The organism is Methylobacterium segetis (assembly GCF_004348265.1).
GTDB classification, from domain to species: domain Bacteria; phylum Pseudomonadota; class Alphaproteobacteria; order Rhizobiales; family Beijerinckiaceae; genus Methylobacterium; species Methylobacterium segetis.
Genome location: NZ_SMNT01000006.1, coordinates 1 through 20,634, shown reverse-complemented (window position 1 = coordinate 20,634; position 20,634 = coordinate 1). Strand labels below are relative to the sequence as shown.

Here is a 20,634-nt window from a genome sequence, read left to right as displayed (position 1 = left end):
ATTTGACCTCATCTGGCCCGGAGGGAGCGATCTGGCTCCCGGCCGGGCTTCTTCATTGTGGCGCGAGACGATGACGATCGACAAGGTTCCGATCACGGTGCGTGGCTTCGCGGCTCTCGAGGAGGAGCTGAAGCATCGCCAGCAGGTCGAGCGGCAGAGGATCATCCAGGCGATCGCCGAGGCGCGGGCGCTGGGCGACCTCTCCGAGAATGCCGAGTACCATGCCGCCAAGGAGGCCCAGTCGCACAACGAGGGCCGCGTGCTGGAGCTGGAGAGCATGATCTCGCGCGCCGAGATCATCGACGTTTCGAAGCTGTCCGGCAACAAGATCAAGTTCGGCGCCACGGTGAAGCTCTTCGACGAGGACACCGAGGAGGAGAAGACCTACCAGATCGTCGGCGAGCCGGAGGCGGATGTCCGCTCGGGCCGCGTCTCGATCACCTCGCCGATCGCCCGCGCGCTGATCGGCAAGGGCGTCGGCGACACCGTCGAAGTGACGACGCCGGGCGGCGGCAAGTCCTACGAGGTCGTCGGCGTGCAGTACGGCGGCTGAGGCCGTGCCGATCTCCTCATCGCGGGCGGCCGCACGGGCCGTCGGGCTGGCGTTGACGGCGGCCCTCGGCCTCGGGGCCGGGCGCGCCGCGGCCGATGATTTCCCCAGCCTCAACGGCGAGCGCTTCGCCGATGTCCGCGTCGACGTTCGCCCGCTGATCGCGCAGGGGAACGGCCTGCAGGCGGAAGCCCTGCGGGCGGACCTCACGGTCGCGCTCCGGCGCGCCTTCGCCGGGCGGCTCGGCGGCCGCGGGCCGATGCTCGTCGTGCTGGTCCGGGGCCTCTCGCTGCCGCCCTATGCCGGTGCGCAGGGCGGGGGGCGCGGCGGTCTCGGCGGCGGCAACCAGACGGATTACCTCGACGGCGAGGCGCTCCTGATCGGGCGCGGCGGGGCCGTCCTCGGTCGGCACCCGCAGCTCACGGCGACCCCGTCGAGCTACGGCGGTCCCTGGTACGATCCGGTCTCGGAGCGCCGCCGCGTGACCGCGGTGGCGAACATCTACGCCGAGTGGCTGCGCCGCCAGCTTCCCGCCGAATGACGTGACGACCGTGATCGACCGGAACCCGCCGGCGCCGCCCGTCCCCGACCTGCGCGGCGCGCGCGCCTGGATCGTCACCGACGGCAAGGCGGGGGACGAGAACCAGTGCATCGGCATCGCCGAGACGCTCGGCCTCGCCTACGAGATCCGCCGCATCCCGGCCCGCGGCCCCTTCGGCTGGACGGCGCCCTGGGGCCCGATCGACCCGCGGGAGGCTCCCGGCCGCGGCGCGCTCGCGGGCCCGTTCCCGGACCTGATGCTCGCTTCGGGTCGCCGGGCCGTGCCCTACCTGCGCGCGCTCCGCCGCGCCACGCGGGGCCGGACCTTCACCGCCTTCCTCAAGGATCCGCGGACCGGCCACGACAGCGCGGATTTCATCTGGGTGCCCGATTACGACGATCTGCGCGGGCCCAACGTCTTCACGACGCTCACCGCGCCCCACCTCGTCACGGCCTCGCGCCTCGCGGCCGCCCGCAGGCACCCCGATCCGCGCCTCGTCGCCCTCGACGGGCCCCGGATCGCTGTGCTGATCGGCGGCGATTCGCGCCACCTCAGCTACCGCCAGGCGGACATGAAGCGCCTCGTCGAGTCCCTGCGCCGGCTCGCGGCCGGGGACCGGCGCCTGATGGTGACGGTCTCGCGGCGCACGCCCCAGCCCCTGAGCGACGCGCTGCGCGCGCTCGTCGGCGAGACGGGCGGCTTCTTCTGGGACGGGACCGGCGAGAACCCCTACGTGAGCCTGCTGGCCCTCGCCGAGGCCATCGTCGTGACCTCGGATTCCGCGAACATGGTCAGCGAGGCCGTGAGCACCGGCGTGCCGGTCCTGCTGTTCGACCTTCCCCGTACCTATATCCGCCATCGGCGGATGTTCGCCGGGCTCGCCATGGCCGGGGCGCTCAAGCCCTTCATCGGTCATTTGGAGCCTCTGTCGTACAAGCCGATCGACGCGACGCCGGTGATCGCGCGGGCGCTGGCTGGCGCCTACGCCGCCCACCGGCACAGGCTCGACGGCTGACGGCCTCAGGAGACGAAGACGTATGGCTCACACCCACGCCAAGCTCGTGATCATCGGCTCGGGGCCGGCCGGCTACACGGCCGCGATCTACGCCGCCCGCGCCATGGTCGAGCCCCTGCTCATCTCCGGCTTCCAGCCGGGCGGCCAGCTGATGATCACGACCGATGTCGAGAATTACCCGGGCTTCGCCGAGGCGATCCAGGGTCCCTGGCTGATGGAGCAGATGCGGCTCCAGGCCGAGCATGTCGGCACCCGGATCGTCTCCGAGTACATCACCAAGGTCGACCTGAAGACGCGGCCCTTCCGGCTCGAGGCGGATTCCGGCGAGACCTATTCCTGCGACGCGCTGATCATCGCCACCGGCGCGCAGGCGAAGTGGCTCGGCATCCCGTCCGAGGCGAAGTTCCAGGGCGGCGGCGTCTCGGCCTGCGCCACCTGCGACGGGTTCTTCTTCCGCGGCAAGGAGGTCGTGGTCGTCGGCGGGGGCAACACCGCGGTCGAGGAGGCGCTCTACCTCGCCAACCTCGCCAAGAAGGTCACCGTCGTCCACCGGCGCGACGCCTTCCGCGCCGAGCGCATCCTGCAGGAGCGCCTGTTCAAGCATCCGAACGTCGAGGTGCTCTGGAACAGCGAGATCGACGAGATCTGCGGCACCCTCCATCCGGCCCCGAACGTCACCCACGTGCGCCTCAAGGACACGCGGACGGGCGCGGTGAGCGAGCGGCAGACCGACGGCGTCTTCGTCGCGATCGGCCACACCCCGGCGACCGCAATCTTCGAGGGACAGCTGCCCATGCGTCACGGCGGCTATCTCACGGTGCGGCCCGGCACCGCGGAGACGGAGATCCCCGGCGTCTACGCCGCGGGCGACGTCACGGACGACATCTACCGTCAGGCGATCACCGCCGCCGGCATGGGCTGCATGGCCGCGCTCGAGGCCGAGAAGTTCCTGGCGAACCTGGAGGTCGGCGAGAGCCCGCAGCAGGCCGCCGCCGCCGAGTGATTCGAGGCGGCCGGTGCGTGCCCCTCCCCGCCCCCGCGGGGGGGGATTGCCACGTTGTCCCGCCAAGGAACGATTTCGTGTCAGGCGACACCGTTTCCTTGAGCCGTCAACAAAATCTTCGCAAATCGACTTGCGTTATGGTGCAACCAAATCGCAAGAGGGAAGTCCTATCCTGACGATGTCGGCGCAGGCCGACATCGTCTCGTCCCGGATCGTCGGCCGGCGCATCATCGATGAACCGCGGCGGTTGCTTGGCGAGGGATGGCGACGCCGGATCGTGACCGGCGTCAGCGGACGGTCTCCCGGGACGCCAGCGTCCCCGGCGCCGCGCCGCCTTCGGGGAGTTCGACGGTGGACTGGGACAAGATCCGGATCTTCCTCAACGTGGCGGAAGCCGGCAGCTTCACGCGGGCGGGCGACGATATCGGCCTCAGCCAGTCCGCGGTGAGCCGCCAGATCAGCGCGCTGGAGCGCGAGCTGCGCGCGCCCCTGTTCCACCGGCACGCCCGCGGCCTGATCCTGACCGAGCAGGGCGACCTGCTCTTCCGCGCCGCGCGCGACATGAAATTGCGCCTGGAGAACACCAAGGCCCGCCTCGTCGAGACGAGCGAGCGGCCGACGGGCGATCTCAAGGTGACGACGACGGTCGGCCTCGGCACGTCCTGGCTGGCCCAGCGCGTCTCGGAGTTCCTCGACCTCTACCCCGATGTCCGCGTCGAGCTGATCCTCACGAACGAGGAGCTCGACCTCGCCATGCGCGAGGCGGACGTGGCGATCCGGATGCGGCGCCCCGCGCAGCCCGACCTGATCCAGCGCCGGCTCTTCACGGTGCATTACCACGCCTTCGCGAGCCAGGATTACATCAAGCGCTTCGGCGAGCCGAAGACGATCGACGACCTCGACGAGCACCGCCTCGTCTCGTTCGGCGGCAACGAGCCCTCCTACCTGCTGGCCGCCCACTGGCTCGCCAGCATCGGCCGCGAAGGCCGCGAGCGCCGCCCGGTCCATTTCACCGTCAACAACATCGCCGCCCTGCAGGTGGCGATGGAGACCGGCGTCGGCATCGGCATCCTGCCGGACTACGCGGTGGACGGGACCACGAACCTCGTCCAGGTGCTCGGCGAGAGCGACATGCCGAGCCTGGAGAGCTACCTCGTCTATGCCGAGGAGATGCGCTCGGTCGCCCGCGTCCAGGCCTTCCGCGACTTCCTCGTCACGAAGGCGCAGCGCTGGACCTACTGACGGTTGCAAGACTACGACCAGTCCTGAAGTCGGGATCGGAATGTAAAGATCGCTTTTCCGGCCTCGCAAGTCTGATTTTCGGAACCGGTCGTTAAGTGCAGTGTCTCTACGATGAGCGCGAGCCGGCCTGCTCGCACGTCGAGACTGACGATTCCTTCGGATTGCAGCGCCCGCTCATAACGAGCCAGCGGAGAGCTGCCCTCATGCCGACGAGCATTTCGACGAGCGCGTTGCCCAAGCCGAGCGACCGTCGGGCAGCGCAGACCGGCGGCTCGACGAGCGTCGCTGCACGGACAGCCGCGCCCGAGACCCGGGGCGATGCCAAGGTGGCGCGCAACGCCGGCCCGGCCTTCTCGGTGAACCTGTCGGATCAGGCCAGGGCTGCGTCGAGGACGAAGGCCGCGCCCGACTCCGCGCTCCCGATCGAGGCCGATACCTCTCTCGCCGGACTAGCCCAGCGGAAGACCGATGCCCTGGCCGAGCGGCTCGTCACGGTTTTCAAGGACCTCGGCATACCGCTCGACGACGCCACGACCTTCAAGCTCGACAGCTTCGGCAAGGTGACGACGGACAGCCCCTACAAGAAGAAGCTCGAGAAATTCTTTGCCGACGATCCGGACGCAGCCAAGGCCTTCAAGGAGGTTGCCACGCTCAACGCGATGCGGGCCGCCCAGCAGGCGCTCGAGGTCTACGCGGAGGAGAAGCGCCAGGCCAGGACGGACGACGAGAAGGCGCGGGCCTTCGACAGCTACACGGCGCACCGGGCCGCCATCCAGAACCTCTCCGGCGAGATGTCGTTCAAGGATGGCAAGCTCACCTCGGCGTCGATGACCTACATCGCGGCCGTGTCCGAGGCGAAGGGCGTCTCGATATCGGATCGGAAACCGCAGCGGGCCGGTCTCCTCGCCTGAGGCATCCCTCGACCTCAGACGAACAGGCGCTCCTTCTCCAGGCCCTTGTAGAGGTCGGCGACCTGCTCGCCGTAGCCGTTGTAGATCAGCGTCGGCACGCGCTGGTCGGTGCCGAGCACGCGCTCGCTCGCCTGGCTCCAGCGGGGATGCGGCACGGCCGGGTTCACGTTGGCCCAGAAGCCGTATTCGGAAGCCTGCAGGCCCTCCCAGAAGGTCTTCGGGCGCTCGGCGACGAACGACACCTTCACGAGCGACTTCGCGGACTTGAACCCGTATTTCCACGGCACCGCGAGGCGGATCGGCGCGCCGAACTGGTTCGGCAGCGGCTTGCCGTAGACGCCCGTCACCAGGAAGGCGAGGTCGTTGTTCGCCTCGGCCATGGTCAGGCCCTCGAGATAGGGCCAGGGATAGAAGAATTGCCGCTGGCCGGGCGCCATGCCCTTGTCGAGGAAGGTCTGGAACTGGACGTATTTCGCGCCCGAGCCGGGCTTGGCGAGCGCCACCAGCTTCGAGAGCGGGAAGCCGGTCCAGGGCACCGCCATCGACCACGCCTCGACGCAGCGGTGCCGGTAGAGCCGCTCCTCAAGACCGACCTTCCGGATGAGGTCGTCCACGCCGATCTCGAAGGGCTTCTCGACGAGCCCGTCGATCTTGATCGTCCAGGGGCTCGTCTTCAGGGCGTTGGCGGCCGGGAGCACGGTCTTCGAGGTGCCGAACTCGTAGAAATTGTTGTAGTCGCCGCTGTAGCGCTCGGGCGTCACGGCCCGGTCGAGCGTGTAGCCCTCGTTGCGTCGGGCCGGGTAGAGCGCCTCCGCGGCGAGGGCGGGGTTGCGCCCGAGGGAGGAGGCGGCGACGAGGCCGGCCGCGCCGCCGAGGAGCGCCCGCCGGTTGAGGAACACGGCCTCCGGCGTGGCCCGGTGCTCGGGGATCTCCCAGCCGCGACGACGCATGATGTGCATGGCGCTCCCTTGCCTGTCTCGACGCCCCGCTCCCGGGGCGCACAGCTGACGCGTCCCGTTCATTCGTCAACGGCGCCCGAAAGGTTTCAGGCCCGCGACAGATTGGCCCCGCCCGGCCTGGCTCAGGCGGCGCCGGGCGGCATGTCCCGGAGCGCGCGGCGCAGCACCTTGCCGACATTCGTCTTCGGCAGCGTCTCGTGGAAGACGACGCTGCGCGGCACCTTGTAGGGCGTCAGCTGGGTGCGGGCATGCGCGCGGATGACCTCCTGCGTGGCGCTCCTGTCCCGCAGCACGACATGCGCGACGACCATCTCCCCCGATTCCGCCGAGGGGGCGCCGACGACCGCGCATTCGAGCACGGCCGGGTGGCTCGCCAGCACGTCCTCGACCTCGTTCGGGTAGACGTTGAAACCGGAGACGATGATCATGTCCTTCATCCGGTCGACGATCCGGATCTGCCCGTCCGCCAGCATCACGCCGACGTCGCCGGTGCGGAAGAATCCGTCGGCGGTGGTGGCCCGGTCGGTCTCGTCGGGCCGCTTCCAGTAGCCCTTCATCACCTGCGGCCCGCGCACGCAGATCTCGCCCGGCTCTCCGAGCGGCACCGGCATCCCGTCCTCGCCGCGGATCGACACCTCCGTCGAGGGCAGCGGGAAGCCGATCGTCCCGGACCACTCGCTGAGCCGGTGCGGGTTCACGCAGACGACCGGCGAGGTCTCGGAGAGGCCGTAGCCCTCGACGATCGCCTGACCGGTCGCCTCCTTCCAGCGGCTCGCCACCGCCTTCTGCACGGCCATGCCGCCCGCCACCACGTAATCCACGTGGGAGAAGTCGACCGTGCCGATCTGCGGATGATTGTTGAGCAGGTTGAACAGCGTGTTCACGCCCGAGAAATGCGTGAAGTGGCTCTTGGCCAGCGTCTTCACGAAACCGTCGGCGTCGCGCGGGTTCGGGATCAGCAGGCAGGTGCCGCCGAGCCGCATGAAGAAGAAGAAGCAGCAGGTCAGCGCGAAGATGTGATAGAGCGGCAGCGCCGTGACCATGGTCCGACGCTCGGCGGTGTCGGAGGCTCCGAACCAGAGCTGGCACTGCTCGACATTGGCCATGATGTTGCGGTGGGTCAGCATCGCGGCCTTGGCGACGCCCGTGGTACCGCCCGTGTACTGGAGGAAGGCGAGGTCGTCCGGCGCGATCTCGACCCGCTTCCGGCGGAGGTTCCGGCCCGCCTTCACCGCCGCCTCGAAGCGCGTCGTGATCGCGGCCGGGAGCCGAAAGGGCTTCACCGCCTTCTTCACGTGGCGGGAGGCGAGATCGATCACCCGACCCTTCAGGCCGAGCCCGTCGCCGGGGCCGGCGACGACGATACGGTCCAGATCCAGGTCTGGCAGGGCCTCCGCGACGGTGTGGCCGAAATTCTCCAGCACGATCAGCACGCGCGCGCCGGAATCGTTGAGCTGCGCGATCAGCTCGCGGGGCGTGTAGAGCGGGTTGACGTTCACGGCCGTGCAGCCGGCGATGAGGACGGCGAACAGCGCCACCGGGTAGGCGGCGACGTTCGGCATCATGATCGCGACCCGGTCGCCCTTGCCGAGCCCCTGCCCCTGCAGCCAGGCCGCCAGCGCCTCCGACCGCGCGCCGAGATCGGCATAGGTGATCGAGGTGCCGAAGCTGATGATGGCCGGCCGGTCGGCGTAGCGCCCCATGCTCGTCTCGAACAGGTCGGCCAGCGTGCCCAGCCGCTCGACGTCGATCTCCGGGGGCACGCCGGGCGGATAGGCAGCCAGCCAGGGCCGCTCGGCACGGATGTCTTGGATCACGGCGATCCTCCCTCTCGTCTCGGCGGCTCGCGGCTGCCCAGGGCTTTGCCCCATTGCGCAACGGATTAGCGGGATCGCGCCGGATTGATCAAGGCATTTCGGGAATAAGTATGCCCGCGCAGCGCGGTGATCGCGCTGTGTGGGAGCAGGGCGGCGACGAGCAATCCGGCGATGATTCCGAACTGCGGTATGGTCAGGGGGCGCCGCGGCCAGAGCCCGATCCCGGCCTCGCGGGCGAGGCCGAGGATTGCGAAGGCGAGCCAGAGGGCAAGGAAGCGCAGGATCAGCCCACCCAGATGGGCGGGAAGCGCGCGCCGCCAGCCGACGCGAGGGCGGTGCCCGCGATTCGTCATCAGGACGGCGAGGCCGAGCACCGTGCCGAAGAGCGAGGCGGCGGCGGCGGTGCCGAGCGCGTAGGCGAGCGGGAACGGCATCTGGTTCAGGAAGCCGATGCCGCCGGTCGCGAAGCCCGCGCGCAGCACGAGCCCGCCGAAGGTCGGGTGCAGGCAGGCGGCGAGGACGAGGCCGAGGCCCGCGAGCCCGCCGATCAGGCGACGCGGCACGGAGGCCGGGCCGGGCCCGAAGGCGACCGCGAGGATGCGCGCGAGCGCGTAGACGATCGCGAAGGCGAAGAGGGGATACTGGTCGAGGAAGAAGCCGTAGAAGCGCGCCTGAACGGAAGGCGGCAGGGCAGAGCCCTGGTCGAACCCCGTGACCGCGACGAGCGCGGTGGCGAGGAGCGAGGCGGCGAGCGGCGCGAAGGCGACGAGGGCCGGCCCGGCCCCTTGGGTTGCTTCGGGATCGCTCACGGCGCCGTCCCTCCCGGCATCGCCGCCTCCGGTTCGAGGGACAGCCCTACTTCGCCTCGTAATGCTCGCGCACCAGCCGGTCGAGGAGGCGCACGCCCCAGCCCGCGCCCCAGCTCCGGTTGATCTCGGTGGCGTTCGAGGACATGCCGACGCCCGCGATGTCGAGATGCGCCCAGGGCACGTCGTTGACGTAGCGCTTGATGAAGGAGGCCGCCGTCGCCGCGCCGCCGTGGCGCCCGCCCGTGTTCTTCATGTCGGCGAATTTCGAGTCGATCGCCTTGTCGAAGGAGGGCGCGAGCGGCATCCGCCAGACCTTCTCGCCCGTCGCCTCGCCGGCCGCGGTGATCCGGGCGGCCAGCTCGTCGTCGTTCGAGAACAGGCCCGCGATGTCCTGGCCGAGGGCCACGATGATCGCGCCCGTCAGGGTCGCCAGATCGATCATGAATTTCGGCTTGTAGGCGCCCTGGATGTGCCAGATCACGTCGGCCAGCACGAGGCGGCCCTCCGCGTCGGTGTTGATCACCTCGATCGTCTGGCCGGACATGGAGGTGACGATGTCGGAGGGGCGGTAGGAGCCGCCGTCGGGCATGTTCTCGACGATGCCGATGGCACCGACCACGTTCACCTTCGCCTTGCGGCTCGCGAGCGCGTGGAGCGTGCCGACGACGGCTGCCGCACCGCCCATGTCGCCCTTCATGTCCTCCATGCCGCCGGCCGACTTGATCGAGACGCCGCCCGAATCGAACACGACGCCCTTGCCGATCAGCGCCACCGGCGGCTCAGACCGGTCGGCCGCGCCGTTCCAGCGCATCACCACCACGCGGGGCTCGCGCACGGAGCCCTGCGCCACGGCGAGGAGCGCGCCCATCCCGAGCTCGCGCATCCGGGCGGGCTCCAGGATCTCGATCTCGACGCCGAGCTTCGACAGGGCCGAGGCGCGCCGGGCGAATTCCTCGGGGTAGAGGACGTTCGGCGGTTCGTTGATCAGGTCGCGGGCGATGAGCACGCCCTCGGCCACGGCGTCGGACGCCTTGGCGGCCTCGGCAGCCGCCTCATGCTCGGGCAGCAGCAGGTGCAGCGTGGTGCCGCCGTTCTCGTCGGCATCGGGCTTCTTCTTCGTCTTGTAGCGGTCGAAGCTGTAGCTGCGCAGGCGCGCGCCGAGGGCGAACTCGGCCGCGTTCTCGGGCGTCACGGCGCCCCCGTTCGCGCCGAGCACCACCCGCGCGGTGCGCCCCGAGACCTTGCCGGCGGTGAAGCCGCCGAGCACCGGCCAATCGGTCTTGGCGCGGTCCTTCTCGGAGCCGAGGCCGATCACCACCAAGCGGTCCGCCTCGATCCCGGCCGGTGCCGGCAGCACCAGGGCGGAGAGCGAGCGGCCCTTGAACTTCTCGGCTGCGGCGGCGCGGGCGACGAGATCCGCTCCGCCGGCGCCGATCACGTCCCGCGCCGCGGAGCCGAGGGCGAGGTCGTCCCCGACGAACACCACCAGATCGCCGCGACCGGCGGAACCGAGCGGGCCGAAGGTGATGGTGATAGCGTCCGCCATGTCGTTGCTTTCCGTCAGCCGATGATGTCTCTGGGCGCGGGCTCGCCCGGGCGCGCCGCGGGCCGGCCCTCTGCCTGTGTAGCCTCTGAGGCGCAGAACGCAACGCGGCGCCGGGCCTCCCCGGGTCGCGGCGGGGCGCCCTCAAACCGCCCTTTTCGGGGCGCTCTCAGCGGAAGAGCCGGCGCGGGGGCGGATGGCGGGAGCCGCGGATTCGGCGGCGCGATCACGGTCGCGCGAGGACGAGGGCGGGCGACCCATCGGGACCCCATGACGACCCCATGACGCAGATCGAGCGCTACATATTCCGGATCGCGCTCTCCGCCTTCCTCGCCTGCCTCGTCGGGCTGACGGGCACGATCTGGGTGACGCAGGCCCTGCGCGAGCTCGACCTGATCACGGCCAAGGGGCAGACGCTCCTCATCTTCCTGCTCGTCACCGGCCTGTCGCTGCCGACGCTGATCGCCGTCATCTCGCCGATGGCCCTGTTCATCGCGGTCATCTACGCGCTGAACAAGCTGAACGGCGATTCCGAGCTGATCGTGATGTCGGCGGCCGGCATGAAGCCCCGTTCCATCCTGCGCCCGTTCCTCACCCTCGCCTTCGCGATCGCCTTCCTCACCGCCTTCCTGACGATCCAGGTGATGCCGTCGAGCTTCCAGGAATTGCGGGACGTCGTGACCCGGGTGCGGGGCGACCTGATCGCGAACGTGCTCAAGGAGGGGCAGTTCACGAGCCTCGAGAACGGCATCACCTTCCACTTCCGCGAGCGCGGCCAGGGCGGCGCCCTGCTCGGCCTGTTCATCCAGGACAAGCGCGAGGCCGGCAAGACGAAGGTCTACCTCGCCGAGCGGGGGCAGGCGATCGAGGTCGACGGGCAGAGCTACCTCGCCCTGGAGAAGGGCAGCGTCCACCAGCAATTGAAGGATTCGCGGGATTCCTCGATCCTCACCTTCGAGCGCTACACGATCGACCTCGCCGCCTTCGCGCCGCCGGATGCCGAGATCGTCTACAAGCCGCGCGAGCGCTCGACGACGCAGCTCCTCTTCCCCGACCGGAGCGAGCGCTACTACCTCGCCCAGAAGGGCCGCTTCCGCGCCGAGCTGCACGACCGGCTCTCGGCCTGGCTCTACCCGATCGCCCTCACCTTCCTCGCCTTCGCGGCCCTCGGCGACCCGCGCACCACGCGCCAGGGCCGCGGCCTGTCGGTGGCCGGCGCCATCGTCGCCGTCACGCTCCTGCGGATCGCGGGCTTCGCGGCGACGAGCGCGGCCGCGCGCAGCGCCGGGGCTGTGGTGGCGATCTACGCTGTGCCCCTCCTCGCGATCGGTCTGTCCGCGCTCGTCATCTTCCACGGCCCGGCCGTGCGCGCGTCCGGCGCGCGCCTCGCCGCCGGGTTCCGGCGTCTGCGCGCGCGCGCGCCGCGGCTGGCGGCGGGCTGAGGCGGATGCTGATCGGCGCGACCCTCGGGCGCTACTTCGCCCTGCGCTTCCTGCGCACGGTGCTCGGCGTCTTCATCACCGTCTTCGCACTCGTCTACACCCTCGACTTCGTGGAGCTCCTGCGGCGCGCCGGCGATGCGGAGGGCGCCACGGCGGGGCTGATGGCGCAGCTCTCGCTCTTCCGGACGCCGACCGTCGCCGAGGGCGTGCTGCCCTTCGCCGTCCTGTTCGGCTCGATGGCGACCCTGCTGCAGCTCTCGCGCAAGCTCGAACTGGTCGTTGCCCGCGCCGCTGGCATCTCGGCGTGGCAGTTCCTGCAGCCGGGCCTTCTCGTGGCGCTCGCCATCGGCGCCTTCACCATCGGCATCTACAACCCGGTCTCGGCGATGCTGAAGCAGCGCTCGACCGTGATCGAGGCCAAGATCTTCGCCCGCTCCACCAAGGCGGGGTCGGGCAAGGATCTGTGGATCCGCCAGAAGGGCCTCGACGGGCAGGCGATCGTGCGGGCGGAGACGGCCATCGAGGGCACCACGACGCTCGCCGGCGTCTCGGTCTTCACCTTCGACGAGGCGGGCTCCTTCGTCTCGCAGATCGAGGCGGCGCGGGCGACCCTGCACGACGGCTACTGGGAGTTGAGCGAAGCCCGTGTGCTCGCGCCGGGCGTGCCGCCGGAACCCTTCAACACCTATCTCATCGCCTCGCCGCTCGATCCGGGGCAGGTGCAGCAGCGCTTCACGCCCCCGGATTCTGTGCCTTTCTGGCAACTTCCCGAGACCATCGCGCGGACGGAGCGGGCGGGGTTGGATGCGACCCGGTACCGACTCCAGTATGATGTGCTCCTGGCCAGGCCGATGCTCTTCGTCGCCATGGTCCTCGTGGCGGCAACCGTTTCCTTACGGTTCTTCCGCTTTGGTGGTGTCGGCAAGCTCGTGCTCGGGGGCGTCGCGGCGGGCTTCGCCCTCTACGTCGCCCGTCAGGTCATGGAGGGGCTCGGCGCCTCGGGGATCGTGGCGGCGCCGGTGGCGGCGTGGTTTCCGGCCGTGGTAGGGAGTCTTCTCGGTACGCTCACGCTTCTGTACCAGGAGGACGGCTGAGGCTGCGGCTTCTGACGGCAGGCGAGGAACGACCGTGGCAGGAGTTGGGACGCGCGTTGCGTAGGGTCGCCGACATTGCATGGACCGCCGGCTTGCTGGCGCTGATGACGGCCGCCACCCCCCTGGCGACCGCGACGCAGGCGGCTGCCCAGAAGGCGGGCGCGCGCGGAGCCGCCCCGGGCGCGTTGCAGGGCAAGCCCGGCGACAAGCTCCTCGTCGAGGCGGACGAGCTCATCTACGACAACGACCGCAACACGGTGACCGCCCGCGGCAATGCCGAGCTGCATTACGGCCCCCGCACCCTGCAGGCCGACAGCGTCCGCTACGACCGCGGCGCGAGCCGCGTGATCGCGGAGGGCAATGTCCGCCTGACCGACCGGGACGGCGCCGTCGTCACCGGCGACCGGATGGAGCTGACGGACGATTTCAAGAACGGCTTCATCGACTCGCTGCGCGTGCAGCAGACGGTGGAGCAGCGCGGCGAGGTGGTGCGCACGCGCTTCTCGGCGCCCCGCGCCGAGCGCATCGCGGGCGAGCAGACGAGCTTCGACTACGGCACCTACACGGCCTGCGAGCCGTGCAAGGACAATCCGGAGAAGCCGCCGCTCTGGCAGGTGCGCGCGGCCAAGATCATCCACAACAACGAGACCCACACGGTCTATTTCGAGGATTCGCGGCTCGAGCTCGGCGGCATCCCGGTCGCCTACCTGCCCTATTTCGAGGCGCCCGACCCGACGGTGAAGCGCAAGACCGGCTTCCTGACGCCGCGCTTCGTCACCTCGACCGCCCTGGGCACGGGCGTCGCGACGCCCTTCTTCTTCAACGTGGCGCCGAATTACGACCTCACCCTGACGCCGGCCTTCCTGAGCCGCCAGGGCGTGCTGGGCCAAGCGGAGTTCCGGCACCGGCTGGAGACCGGCAGCTACAACCTGCGCCTGAGCGGGATCTTCCAGACGACGCCGAGCGCCTTCCTGCCCGGCCCTCTCGGCGCGGGCGACCGGGATTTCCGCGGCTCGGTCGAGACCCGCGGCCGCTTCTACATCAACGACCGCTGGACCACGGGCTGGGACGTCGTCGGCGTCACGGACAAGTGGTTCCTCGACAATTATCGCATCCGCAACCAGAGCATCGTCACCGACTATTTCCGCGAGGCGGTCTCGACGGCCTACCTCAACGGCCAGGGCGACCGCTCGTGGTTCGAGGCGCGGGGCTACTACTTCAAGGTGCTGTCGAGCTTCGACTGGCAGAAGGAGCAGCCCGTCGTCGCGCCGGTGATCGACTACGAGAAGCGGATCAACGGGCCGGATCCCCTCGGCGGCGAATTGCGCTTCGAGGGCAACATCACGAGCCTCACCCGCGAGGCGACGGATTTCCAGGGCCTGCCCCGCTCGAACGCCTACCTGTTCAGCCCGAGCGTCAACGGGATCAACTACCCGCTCTACGACACGTGCAGCACCTTCACGCGCTCGACCTGCCTGATCCGGGGCCTCGCCGGCACCAACACCCGCGCCTCGGCCCAGGTCTCCTGGCGGCGCAGCTTCATCGACCCGCTCGGGCAGGTGATCACGCCCTTCGCGTATCTGCGCACCGACGCCTTCTTCGTGAACCCGAGCCTGTCCGGCTACCAGAACGCCCTGGTGCCGACGATCGCCAATATCGGCGAGGGCTCGTCGGGGCGCGTCATGCCGGCGGTCGGCGTCGACTACCGCTATCCCTTCGTCTCCGATGCCGGCCGCTTCGGCGTCCACACGCTGGAGCCGATCGCCCAGGTCATCGCGCGGCCGAGCGAGACCCGCATCGGGCGCCTGCCGAACGAGGATGCGCAGAGCCTCGTCTTCGACGACACCTCGCTGTTCGAGTGGGACAAGTTCTCGGGCTACGACCGCGTCGAGGGCGGCGTGCGCGCCAATCTCGGCGGCCAGTATTCGGTGGTGACGCCGGCCGGCTGGTACGCCAACGTCCTGTTCGGCGAATCCGTGCAGATCGCGGGCGTCAACTCGTTCCGGCGCGGCGACATCGCCAATGTCGGCCTCGAATCGGGCCTGGAGAACCGGCGCTCGGACTTCGTCGGCCGCTTCCAGCTCTCGCCGAACCAGCATATCAGCCTGATCACCCGCGCCCGCTTCGACCAGGCGGATTTCGGGGTCAACCGGTTCGAGAGCGGCGTCACGGCGCGGTTCTCGCCCTTCCTGCCGCTGACGGTCTCGGCCTTCTACTCGTTCTACGAGGCCCAGCCCCTGCTCGGCTTCAACAACCACCGCGAGGGCATCACGGCCTCGGCGACCTACCACATCACGCCGAACTGGTTCCTCACGGGCTCCGCGCTGGTCGACCTGACGCACTATCTCGACGCGCGCGACTCCTACAACGACGCCCTGCGCAGCTACCTCGCCAACCCGATCGGCCAGATGCCGCTCGCGCCCAGCAGCAACCGCTTCTACCTGTCGGGCATGAGCCTCGGCGGCGGCTACCAGGACGAGTGCACCACGATCTCGCTGAACTACATCATCTCGCCGATCGCCACCGCGCTCGGCGTCCGCGAGCGCAACCAGACCGTGCTCCTGCGCGTCGAGCTGAAGACGCTCGGCGAGGCGGACCTGCGCCAGAACGTCGGCACGCCGATCACCGCCGACGGCATCGCGGCGGTGCGCTGAGCGTTGAACCCGACGCGACGGGCTCCGGATGAGCCGGGCCGCGCCGGGGAACCGGCGGACTCGATCCCGACGAGGCGGGCTGACCGACCGATGACGGCATGATGCAGGATCGCCCTCCCCTCGCCCTCACCCTCGGCGATCCCGCCGGGATCGGGCCGGAACTCGCCCTCGCCGCCTGGCGGGCGCGGAGCGCGAATCCCGGCGTGCCGCCCTTCTTCCTCGTCGCGGACCCGGCCTTCGTCGAGCGCACCGCCTACCGGCTCGGCGAGACCGTGCCGGTGGCGGAGATCGACCCCGAGACGGCGGCCGAGGTTTTCCCGCGCGCCCTGCCGGTGGTGCCCCTGCCGAGCGGGACGCCGATCGAGGCGCTGCCGGCCAAGCCCGATCCGGCCCATGCCGGCGCGACGATCGAATCCATCACCGCGGCGGTCGCCTTCGTGCAGGCCGGCCGCGCCTCGGCGATCGTGACGAACCCGATCGCGAAATACGTCCTCACGCAGGTCGGCTTTGCCCATCCGGGCCACACCGAGTTCCTGGCCGCCCTGGCGGCGGGACCCGGCGCCGAGCCTCCGCTCCCCGTCATGATGATCTGGAGCGAGGGGCTCGCCGTCGTGCCCGTCACGATCCACGTGGCGCTGCGCCGGGTGCCGGACCTCCTCACCGCAGATCTCGTCGAGCGCACCGCCCGCATCGTCGCGGCCGACCTCACGGCGCGCTTCGGCATGGAGCGCCCGCGCCTCGTCCTGGCGGGCCTCAACCCCCATGCGGGCGAGGCCGGGACGATGGGCACGGAAGACCGCGACGTGCTCGCACCCGCCGTCGAGCGGCTGCGCGCGGAGGGGCTCGACATCCGCGGGCCGCTGCCCGCCGACACGCTGTTCCACGCCCGCGCCCGCGCCACCTACGACGTGGCGCTGGCCCCGACCCACGATCAGGCCCTGATCCCGATCAAGACGATCGCCTTCGACGAGGGCGTCAACGTCACCCTCGGCCTGCCCTTCATCCGGACCTCGCCGGACCACGGCACCGCCTTCGACATCGCCGGCCAGGGCATCGCCCGGCCCGACAGCCTGATCGCGGCCCTGCGCCTCGCCGACCGGCTCGCGGGCCACGTCGCCGCGCGCCGGCCGGCCCGGGCGGTCGCAGACGTGCTCCCGATCAGCGACTACCTGAACCGGCCCCGCCCGAGCCGCCCGACCCATTTCGACCCGACCGACGAGCTATGAGTGCCTCGGACGGGCTGCCGCCCCTGCGCGAGGTCGTGCGCCGGCACGGCCTGGAGCCGAAGAAGGCCCTCGGCCAGAACTTCCTCTACGACCTGAACCTGACGGGGCGCATCGCCCGGGCGGCGGGGCCGCTCGACGGCGTGACCGTTGTCGAGGTCGGCCCCGGCCCCGGCGGCCTGACCCGGGCCCTGCTGGCGGAGGGTGCCGCCCGCGTCGTCGCGATCGAGCGCGACCCGCGCGCCCTGCCGGCGCTCGCCGAGATCGCGGCGCATTACCCGGGCCGGCTGGAAGTGGTCGACGCCGACGCGCTCGCCTTCGACCCGCGCCCGCTCCTGGGCGATGGCCCCGCCCGGATCGTGGCGAACCTCCCCTACAATGTCGGGACCGCGCTCCTGACCGGATGGCTGGAGGGCGAGGCGTGGCCATCCTGGTGGGATTCGGCGACGCTGATGTTCCAGCGCGAGGTCGCGGAGCGGATCGTCGCCGACGAGGGCGCCCGCGCCGATTACGGGCGCCTCGGCGTTCTCTGCGGTTGGCGCACCCGGGCCGACATCCTGTTCGACGTGGCGCCCTCCGCCTTCGTGCCGCCGCCGAAGGTGACGTCGAGCGTGGTGCGGCTCGTTCCGCGGGCCAACCCCCTGCCCTGCCGCGCGGGCGCGCTCGAAGCGGTCACCCGGGCGGCCTTCGGCCAGCGCCGCAAGATGCTGCGCCAGAGCCTGAAGGCCCTCATTCCGGAGCCCGCCGCCCTCCTGGCCGCCACGGGAATCCCCGAGACGGCGCGGGCGGAGGAGGTGCCGGTCGCCGGCTTCGTCGCGCTCGCCAACGCATGGGACGCGCAGAGAAAAGCCGGCGCCGCGTGAGCGGCGCCGGCCATCGGAAGGTGGTCGTTTCGGACGGTCAGGCCGTCTGCTGGATCGCCGAGAGCATCCAGGGGCGGCCGGGGCCGCGCACGAAGGTCCAGACCTCGGTGGCCTCTCCCGGCTCGGTCTCCACGACGCGGTTCGTGTTGCGGTCGAGCTTCGCGTCCTTGAGCGAGTAGCGCATCGCGACCGTGGCGTACTCGGCCTGACCCTCGCCCCAGGCTTCCGCGAGGTCGCCCTGCAGGAGCTTGACGTCCGAGATCCGGTTGACGATGCCGCGGGCGGCGTTGGCGCGCAGCTCCTCCTCGAAGTAGCCCGCCATCTCCGGCGTCGCGATGTTGCGCAGGGTCACCATGTCCTCGCGGGAATAGGCATCCTGCACGTCGCCGAGGATCCGCTCGAAGACCTGGTAGTCCTGCGGGCCGATCTGCACCGGGCGCTGCTGGGCGGGGCGCTGCGCGCCGCCGCCCATCAGGCCGCCGAGGCCGCTGGACGCCATGCCGGCAGGGCCGGGCTGTCCGCCACGCGGGTCGGGGCCGTTGTCGAGGCTCTGGCGGGCGTAGGGCGCGCCCGCGCCGGCCGGCTGCTGGCGGCGGCGGAAGAAGCGCACGGCGAGCACGATCAGGCCGACGATGAGACCGACCTGCAGCAGCAGGCCGAGGAACGAGGCGATGCCGCCGAGGCCCCCGAAGAAGCCGCCGCCGATCAGCGCGCCGAGAAGGCCGGCGCCGAGAAGGCCCGCGAAGAAGCCGCCGCCGAAGCGGCGCCCCTGGCTCGGGGCCTGCATGCCGGGATTCGACATGCCCGGGCCGGGCTGGGTCTGCGAGCGCTGGATCGGCGCGGCGGTGCCGGGCGCCGTGGGGGTCGCGGACGGTGCGTTGAAGGTCCGGCTTCCGCGCGAGCCGACGGAGCCGCCGCCGCCCGGACGGGCCTCGACGACCGGCGCCGCGACCGTCAGCGCTGCAGCGAGCGCCAGGAGGGCCGCGGTGCGCTTGCGGCGCGTGTGGGAGGTGAGCATCGATACGCCTCTGCGAGAGAAAACGTGGTGGCGTGAGCGCCACCGACGATATGGGAACGCTCGAGCGGGAATTTTAGTCCGGTTTCGCCTCACCTTTCGGTGACAAAGCCGGCCCGGCGACGGCCGCCTCGGCAGGTTTCAGGCCGCGGCGGGGAAGATGAGGCGGACGCTCGTCCCCTCTCCCTGCCGGCTGTCGATCGCGACGGTGCCGTTCTGGCGCTTCATCAGGCCGTGGACGATGGCGAGCCCCGCGCCCCGGCCGGCCTCGCGGCTCGTGGCGAAGGGGGCGAGCGCGCGCGCCAGCATCTCCTGCGACATGCCGGTTCCGGTATCGCTCACGAGGATGCCGACGGCGCCGTCGGACGGGCGCTGGATCGTGCGGTCTCCCACCGGCACAGGGAAGGTCGCGATCGTGATGGTGCCGCCCCGCGGCATCGCCTCGCAGGAATTGGCGACGATGTGGGCGAGCGCCAGTTCGAGCTGCGTCGGGTTGCTCAGCGCCCGCGGCAGGTTCGGGCTCGTCTCGACCGCCAGGGTGATGCTCGGCGGCAGGGATTCCCGCAGGCGCCCGGCGATCTCGGCGACCACCGCGTCGAGATCGACGGCGCGGACCTCCGGCGCGATCCGGCGGGAGAAGGCGAGAAGCTGGCGCGTCAGCACGGCGGCGCGTTCGGCGGCGTCCGTGGAGCGGGTCACCGCCCGCTGGATGAAGGGCTCCTGCTTGTCCGCGAGGCGGCGCTTCAGCCCGTCGATGTAGCCGATCAGGATCTGGAGGAAGTTGTTGAACTCGTGCGCGACGCTGTTGGTGAGGAGGCCGAGGGCCTCGCGCTGCCGCGACAGGGCGAGCGCGCCCTCCATCTCGCGGCGCCGGGTCACGTCGACGATCTGGCCGAGGCGGAGGGGGCTGCCCGCGACCGGCGCCTGGGTCAGGCTCGCCCAGAAGGTGCTGCCGTCGCCGGCCATCGCCAGGAACTCGGCGCCGCCGCCCTCGCCCGCGGCCGCGCCGGGCCACAGGCTCGCGATGCCGCGCCCGCGCACCTCCGCCGCGCTGCGGCGGGCGAGAGCCAGGAAGGCTGGGTTCGCGTAGACGATCGGCGCGCCGTCGCGGCGCGGGTCGGTCAGGATGGCGGGTACGGCGGCGGCGTCGAGGAGCGCGACCCAGCCCGGCTCGATCTCGGCCGCGCCGCTCACGTCCTCAGGTCCGGGCTCTCGCATCGCGCTGTCGGCCTCGACGGGCCCTGAGCCCACGGTGCACTCACCGATAGCGGGAACCGCAGGGCGGGTCGAGAGAGGCAGGGGCCGCGGGACCGGCGCGGGGCGGGCGCTACTGCCGCACCCACATCACCCGGGCCATCCAGGCGATGTCGCCGACCCCGACCACGCGATCCTCATGGTCGGGATTGAGGGAGGCGAGCTCGATCGTGCGGGCCGTGCGGCGGCGCATCTCCTTCGCCAGCACCTCTCCGGAGCCGAGGCGAACCACCACCCGGTCGCCCTTGCGCAGGCTCGCGGTCGGGGAGACGATGAGCACGTCGCCGTCCCGGTAGAGCGGGGCCATCGAGTCGCCCTGCACCTCCAGCGCGAAGGCCCGCTCCTCCCCGATGTCGGGGAACTCGATCTCCTCCCAGCCCGGGCCGCCGGTCGGCATGCCCTCCTCGTTGAAGAGCCGGCCGGCGCCGGCCTGCGTCATGCCGATGAGCGGGATCATCGAGCGCGGCGGCCCCTCCCGCGGCTCGATCAGGCGCAGGAGCTCGTCGAGGCTCGCGCCGGTGGCGGCGAGCACCTTCGAGATCGACTCGGTGGAGGGCCAGCGCTTGCGTCCGTCCGGGCCGATCCGCTTCGACCGGTTGAAACTCGTGGCGTCGAGCCCCGCCCTGCGGGCGAGGCCCGAGGCCGAGAAGCCGTGGCGCTCGGCCAAGCGATCGATCGCAGTCCAGATCTGCTCGTGGG

The 20,634-nt window shown here is 70.8% G+C and carries 18 protein-coding genes; 11 read left to right on the top strand and 7 right to left on the bottom strand.

The genetic code is table 11. The features are described from left to right. Positions 1-76: 76 nt before the first annotated feature. From greA to E1J50_RS02660, 6 genes are all read left to right on the top strand, one after another. Positions 77-553 carry a transcription elongation factor GreA gene (greA, locus tag E1J50_RS02685; RefSeq protein ID WP_207919138.1) on the top strand — a complete coding sequence of 159 codons (477 nt, stop codon included), beginning with the start codon at positions 77-79 and terminating at the stop codon, positions 551-553. 10 nt (positions 554-563) lie between these two features. Beyond that, positions 564-1,091, top strand: a complete 528-nt coding sequence (locus tag E1J50_RS02680) for a hypothetical protein (RefSeq protein ID WP_425374904.1) — start codon at positions 564-566, stop codon at positions 1,089-1,091. A gap of 10 nt (positions 1,092-1,101) precedes the next feature. Continuing rightward, positions 1,102-2,106 (top strand): mitochondrial fission ELM1 family protein, encoded by a 1,005-nt coding sequence (locus E1J50_RS02675; RefSeq protein ID WP_245516401.1) that lies wholly within the window; start codon positions 1,102-1,104, stop codon positions 2,104-2,106. A gap of 22 nt (positions 2,107-2,128) precedes the next feature. Continuing rightward, complete coding sequence (gene trxB, locus E1J50_RS02670) at positions 2,129-3,109, top strand: thioredoxin-disulfide reductase (protein ID WP_132250140.1); 981 nt, start codon at positions 2,129-2,131, stop codon at positions 3,107-3,109. 351 nt (positions 3,110-3,460) lie between these two features. Then, complete coding sequence (locus E1J50_RS02665) at positions 3,461-4,351, top strand: LysR family transcriptional regulator (RefSeq protein WP_109891460.1); 891 nt, start codon at positions 3,461-3,463, stop codon at positions 4,349-4,351. Between the two features lie 203 nt (positions 4,352-4,554). Then, complete coding sequence (locus E1J50_RS02660; protein ID WP_132250138.1) at positions 4,555-5,262, top strand: hypothetical protein; 708 nt, start codon at positions 4,555-4,557, stop codon at positions 5,260-5,262. Between the two features lie 14 nt (positions 5,263-5,276). Here the strand turns inward: E1J50_RS02660 and msrP are convergent, their stop codons facing one another. The 4 genes from msrP to E1J50_RS02640 form a co-directional block, all read right to left on the bottom strand. Then, the gene (gene msrP, locus E1J50_RS02655) at positions 5,277-6,221 is read right to left on the bottom strand and encodes a protein-methionine-sulfoxide reductase catalytic subunit MsrP (RefSeq protein WP_132250136.1); all 945 of its coding nucleotides are present in this window, start codon (positions 6,219-6,221) and stop codon (positions 5,277-5,279) included. 122 nt (positions 6,222-6,343) lie between these two features. After that, positions 6,344-8,092 carry an AMP-binding protein gene (locus E1J50_RS02650; protein ID WP_425374902.1) on the bottom strand — a complete coding sequence of 583 codons (1,749 nt, stop codon included), beginning with the start codon at positions 8,090-8,092 and terminating at the stop codon, positions 6,344-6,346. Between the two features lie 11 nt (positions 8,093-8,103). Then, positions 8,104-8,847, bottom strand: a complete 744-nt coding sequence (locus E1J50_RS02645; RefSeq protein ID WP_207919136.1) for a hypothetical protein — start codon at positions 8,845-8,847, stop codon at positions 8,104-8,106. A gap of 46 nt (positions 8,848-8,893) precedes the next feature. Continuing rightward, positions 8,894-10,393 carry a leucyl aminopeptidase gene (locus E1J50_RS02640; protein ID WP_132250132.1) on the bottom strand — a complete coding sequence of 500 codons (1,500 nt, stop codon included), beginning with the start codon at positions 10,391-10,393 and terminating at the stop codon, positions 8,894-8,896. Positions 10,394-10,671: 278 nt separating this feature from the next. Between E1J50_RS02640 and lptF the strand changes: the two genes are divergently transcribed. The 5 genes from lptF to rsmA all read left to right on the top strand — a co-directional run bounded on the left by lptF (position 10,672) and on the right by rsmA (position 17,666). Further along, on the top strand, positions 10,672-11,832 hold the full coding sequence (gene lptF, locus E1J50_RS02635) for an LPS export ABC transporter permease LptF (protein WP_132250130.1): 1,161 nt from the start codon (positions 10,672-10,674) through the stop codon (positions 11,830-11,832). Positions 11,833-11,837: 5 nt separating this feature from the next. Next, positions 11,838-12,926 (top strand): LPS export ABC transporter permease LptG, encoded by a 1,089-nt coding sequence (gene lptG, locus E1J50_RS02630; RefSeq protein WP_132250128.1) that lies wholly within the window; start codon positions 11,838-11,840, stop codon positions 12,924-12,926. 56 nt (positions 12,927-12,982) lie between these two features. Continuing rightward, complete coding sequence (locus E1J50_RS02625) at positions 12,983-15,580, top strand: LPS-assembly protein LptD (protein ID WP_405029777.1); 2,598 nt, start codon at positions 12,983-12,985, stop codon at positions 15,578-15,580. A 98-nt stretch (positions 15,581-15,678) separates the two neighbouring features. Then, on the top strand, positions 15,679-16,806 hold the full coding sequence (gene pdxA, locus E1J50_RS02620; RefSeq protein WP_132250126.1) for a 4-hydroxythreonine-4-phosphate dehydrogenase PdxA: 1,128 nt from the start codon (positions 15,679-15,681) through the stop codon (positions 16,804-16,806). Beyond that, entirely contained in the window at positions 16,803-17,666 is an 864-nt protein-coding gene (rsmA, locus tag E1J50_RS02615) for a 16S rRNA (adenine(1518)-N(6)/adenine(1519)-N(6))-dimethyltransferase RsmA (RefSeq protein WP_132250124.1), read from the top strand. The genes pdxA and rsmA overlap by 4 nt, the downstream gene beginning before the upstream one ends. 37 nt (positions 17,667-17,703) lie before the next feature. On the opposite strand, the gene E1J50_RS02610 is transcribed toward rsmA, so the two are convergent. The 3 genes from E1J50_RS02610 to E1J50_RS02600 all read right to left on the bottom strand — a co-directional run. Further along, on the bottom strand, positions 17,704-18,684 hold the full coding sequence (locus E1J50_RS02610; RefSeq protein ID WP_132250122.1) for a TIM44-like domain-containing protein: 981 nt from the start codon (positions 18,682-18,684) through the stop codon (positions 17,704-17,706). Between the two features lie 138 nt (positions 18,685-18,822). Then, a complete protein-coding gene (locus E1J50_RS02605; RefSeq protein ID WP_132250272.1) occupies positions 18,823-19,899 on the bottom strand; it encodes an ATP-binding protein in 1,077 nt (358 codons plus the stop codon). Positions 19,900-20,008: 109 nt separating this feature from the next. Then, positions 20,009-20,634, bottom strand: a 626-nt coding sequence (locus E1J50_RS02600; RefSeq protein ID WP_132250120.1) for a S24 family peptidase, incomplete at its 5' end; no start/stop codon positions are given.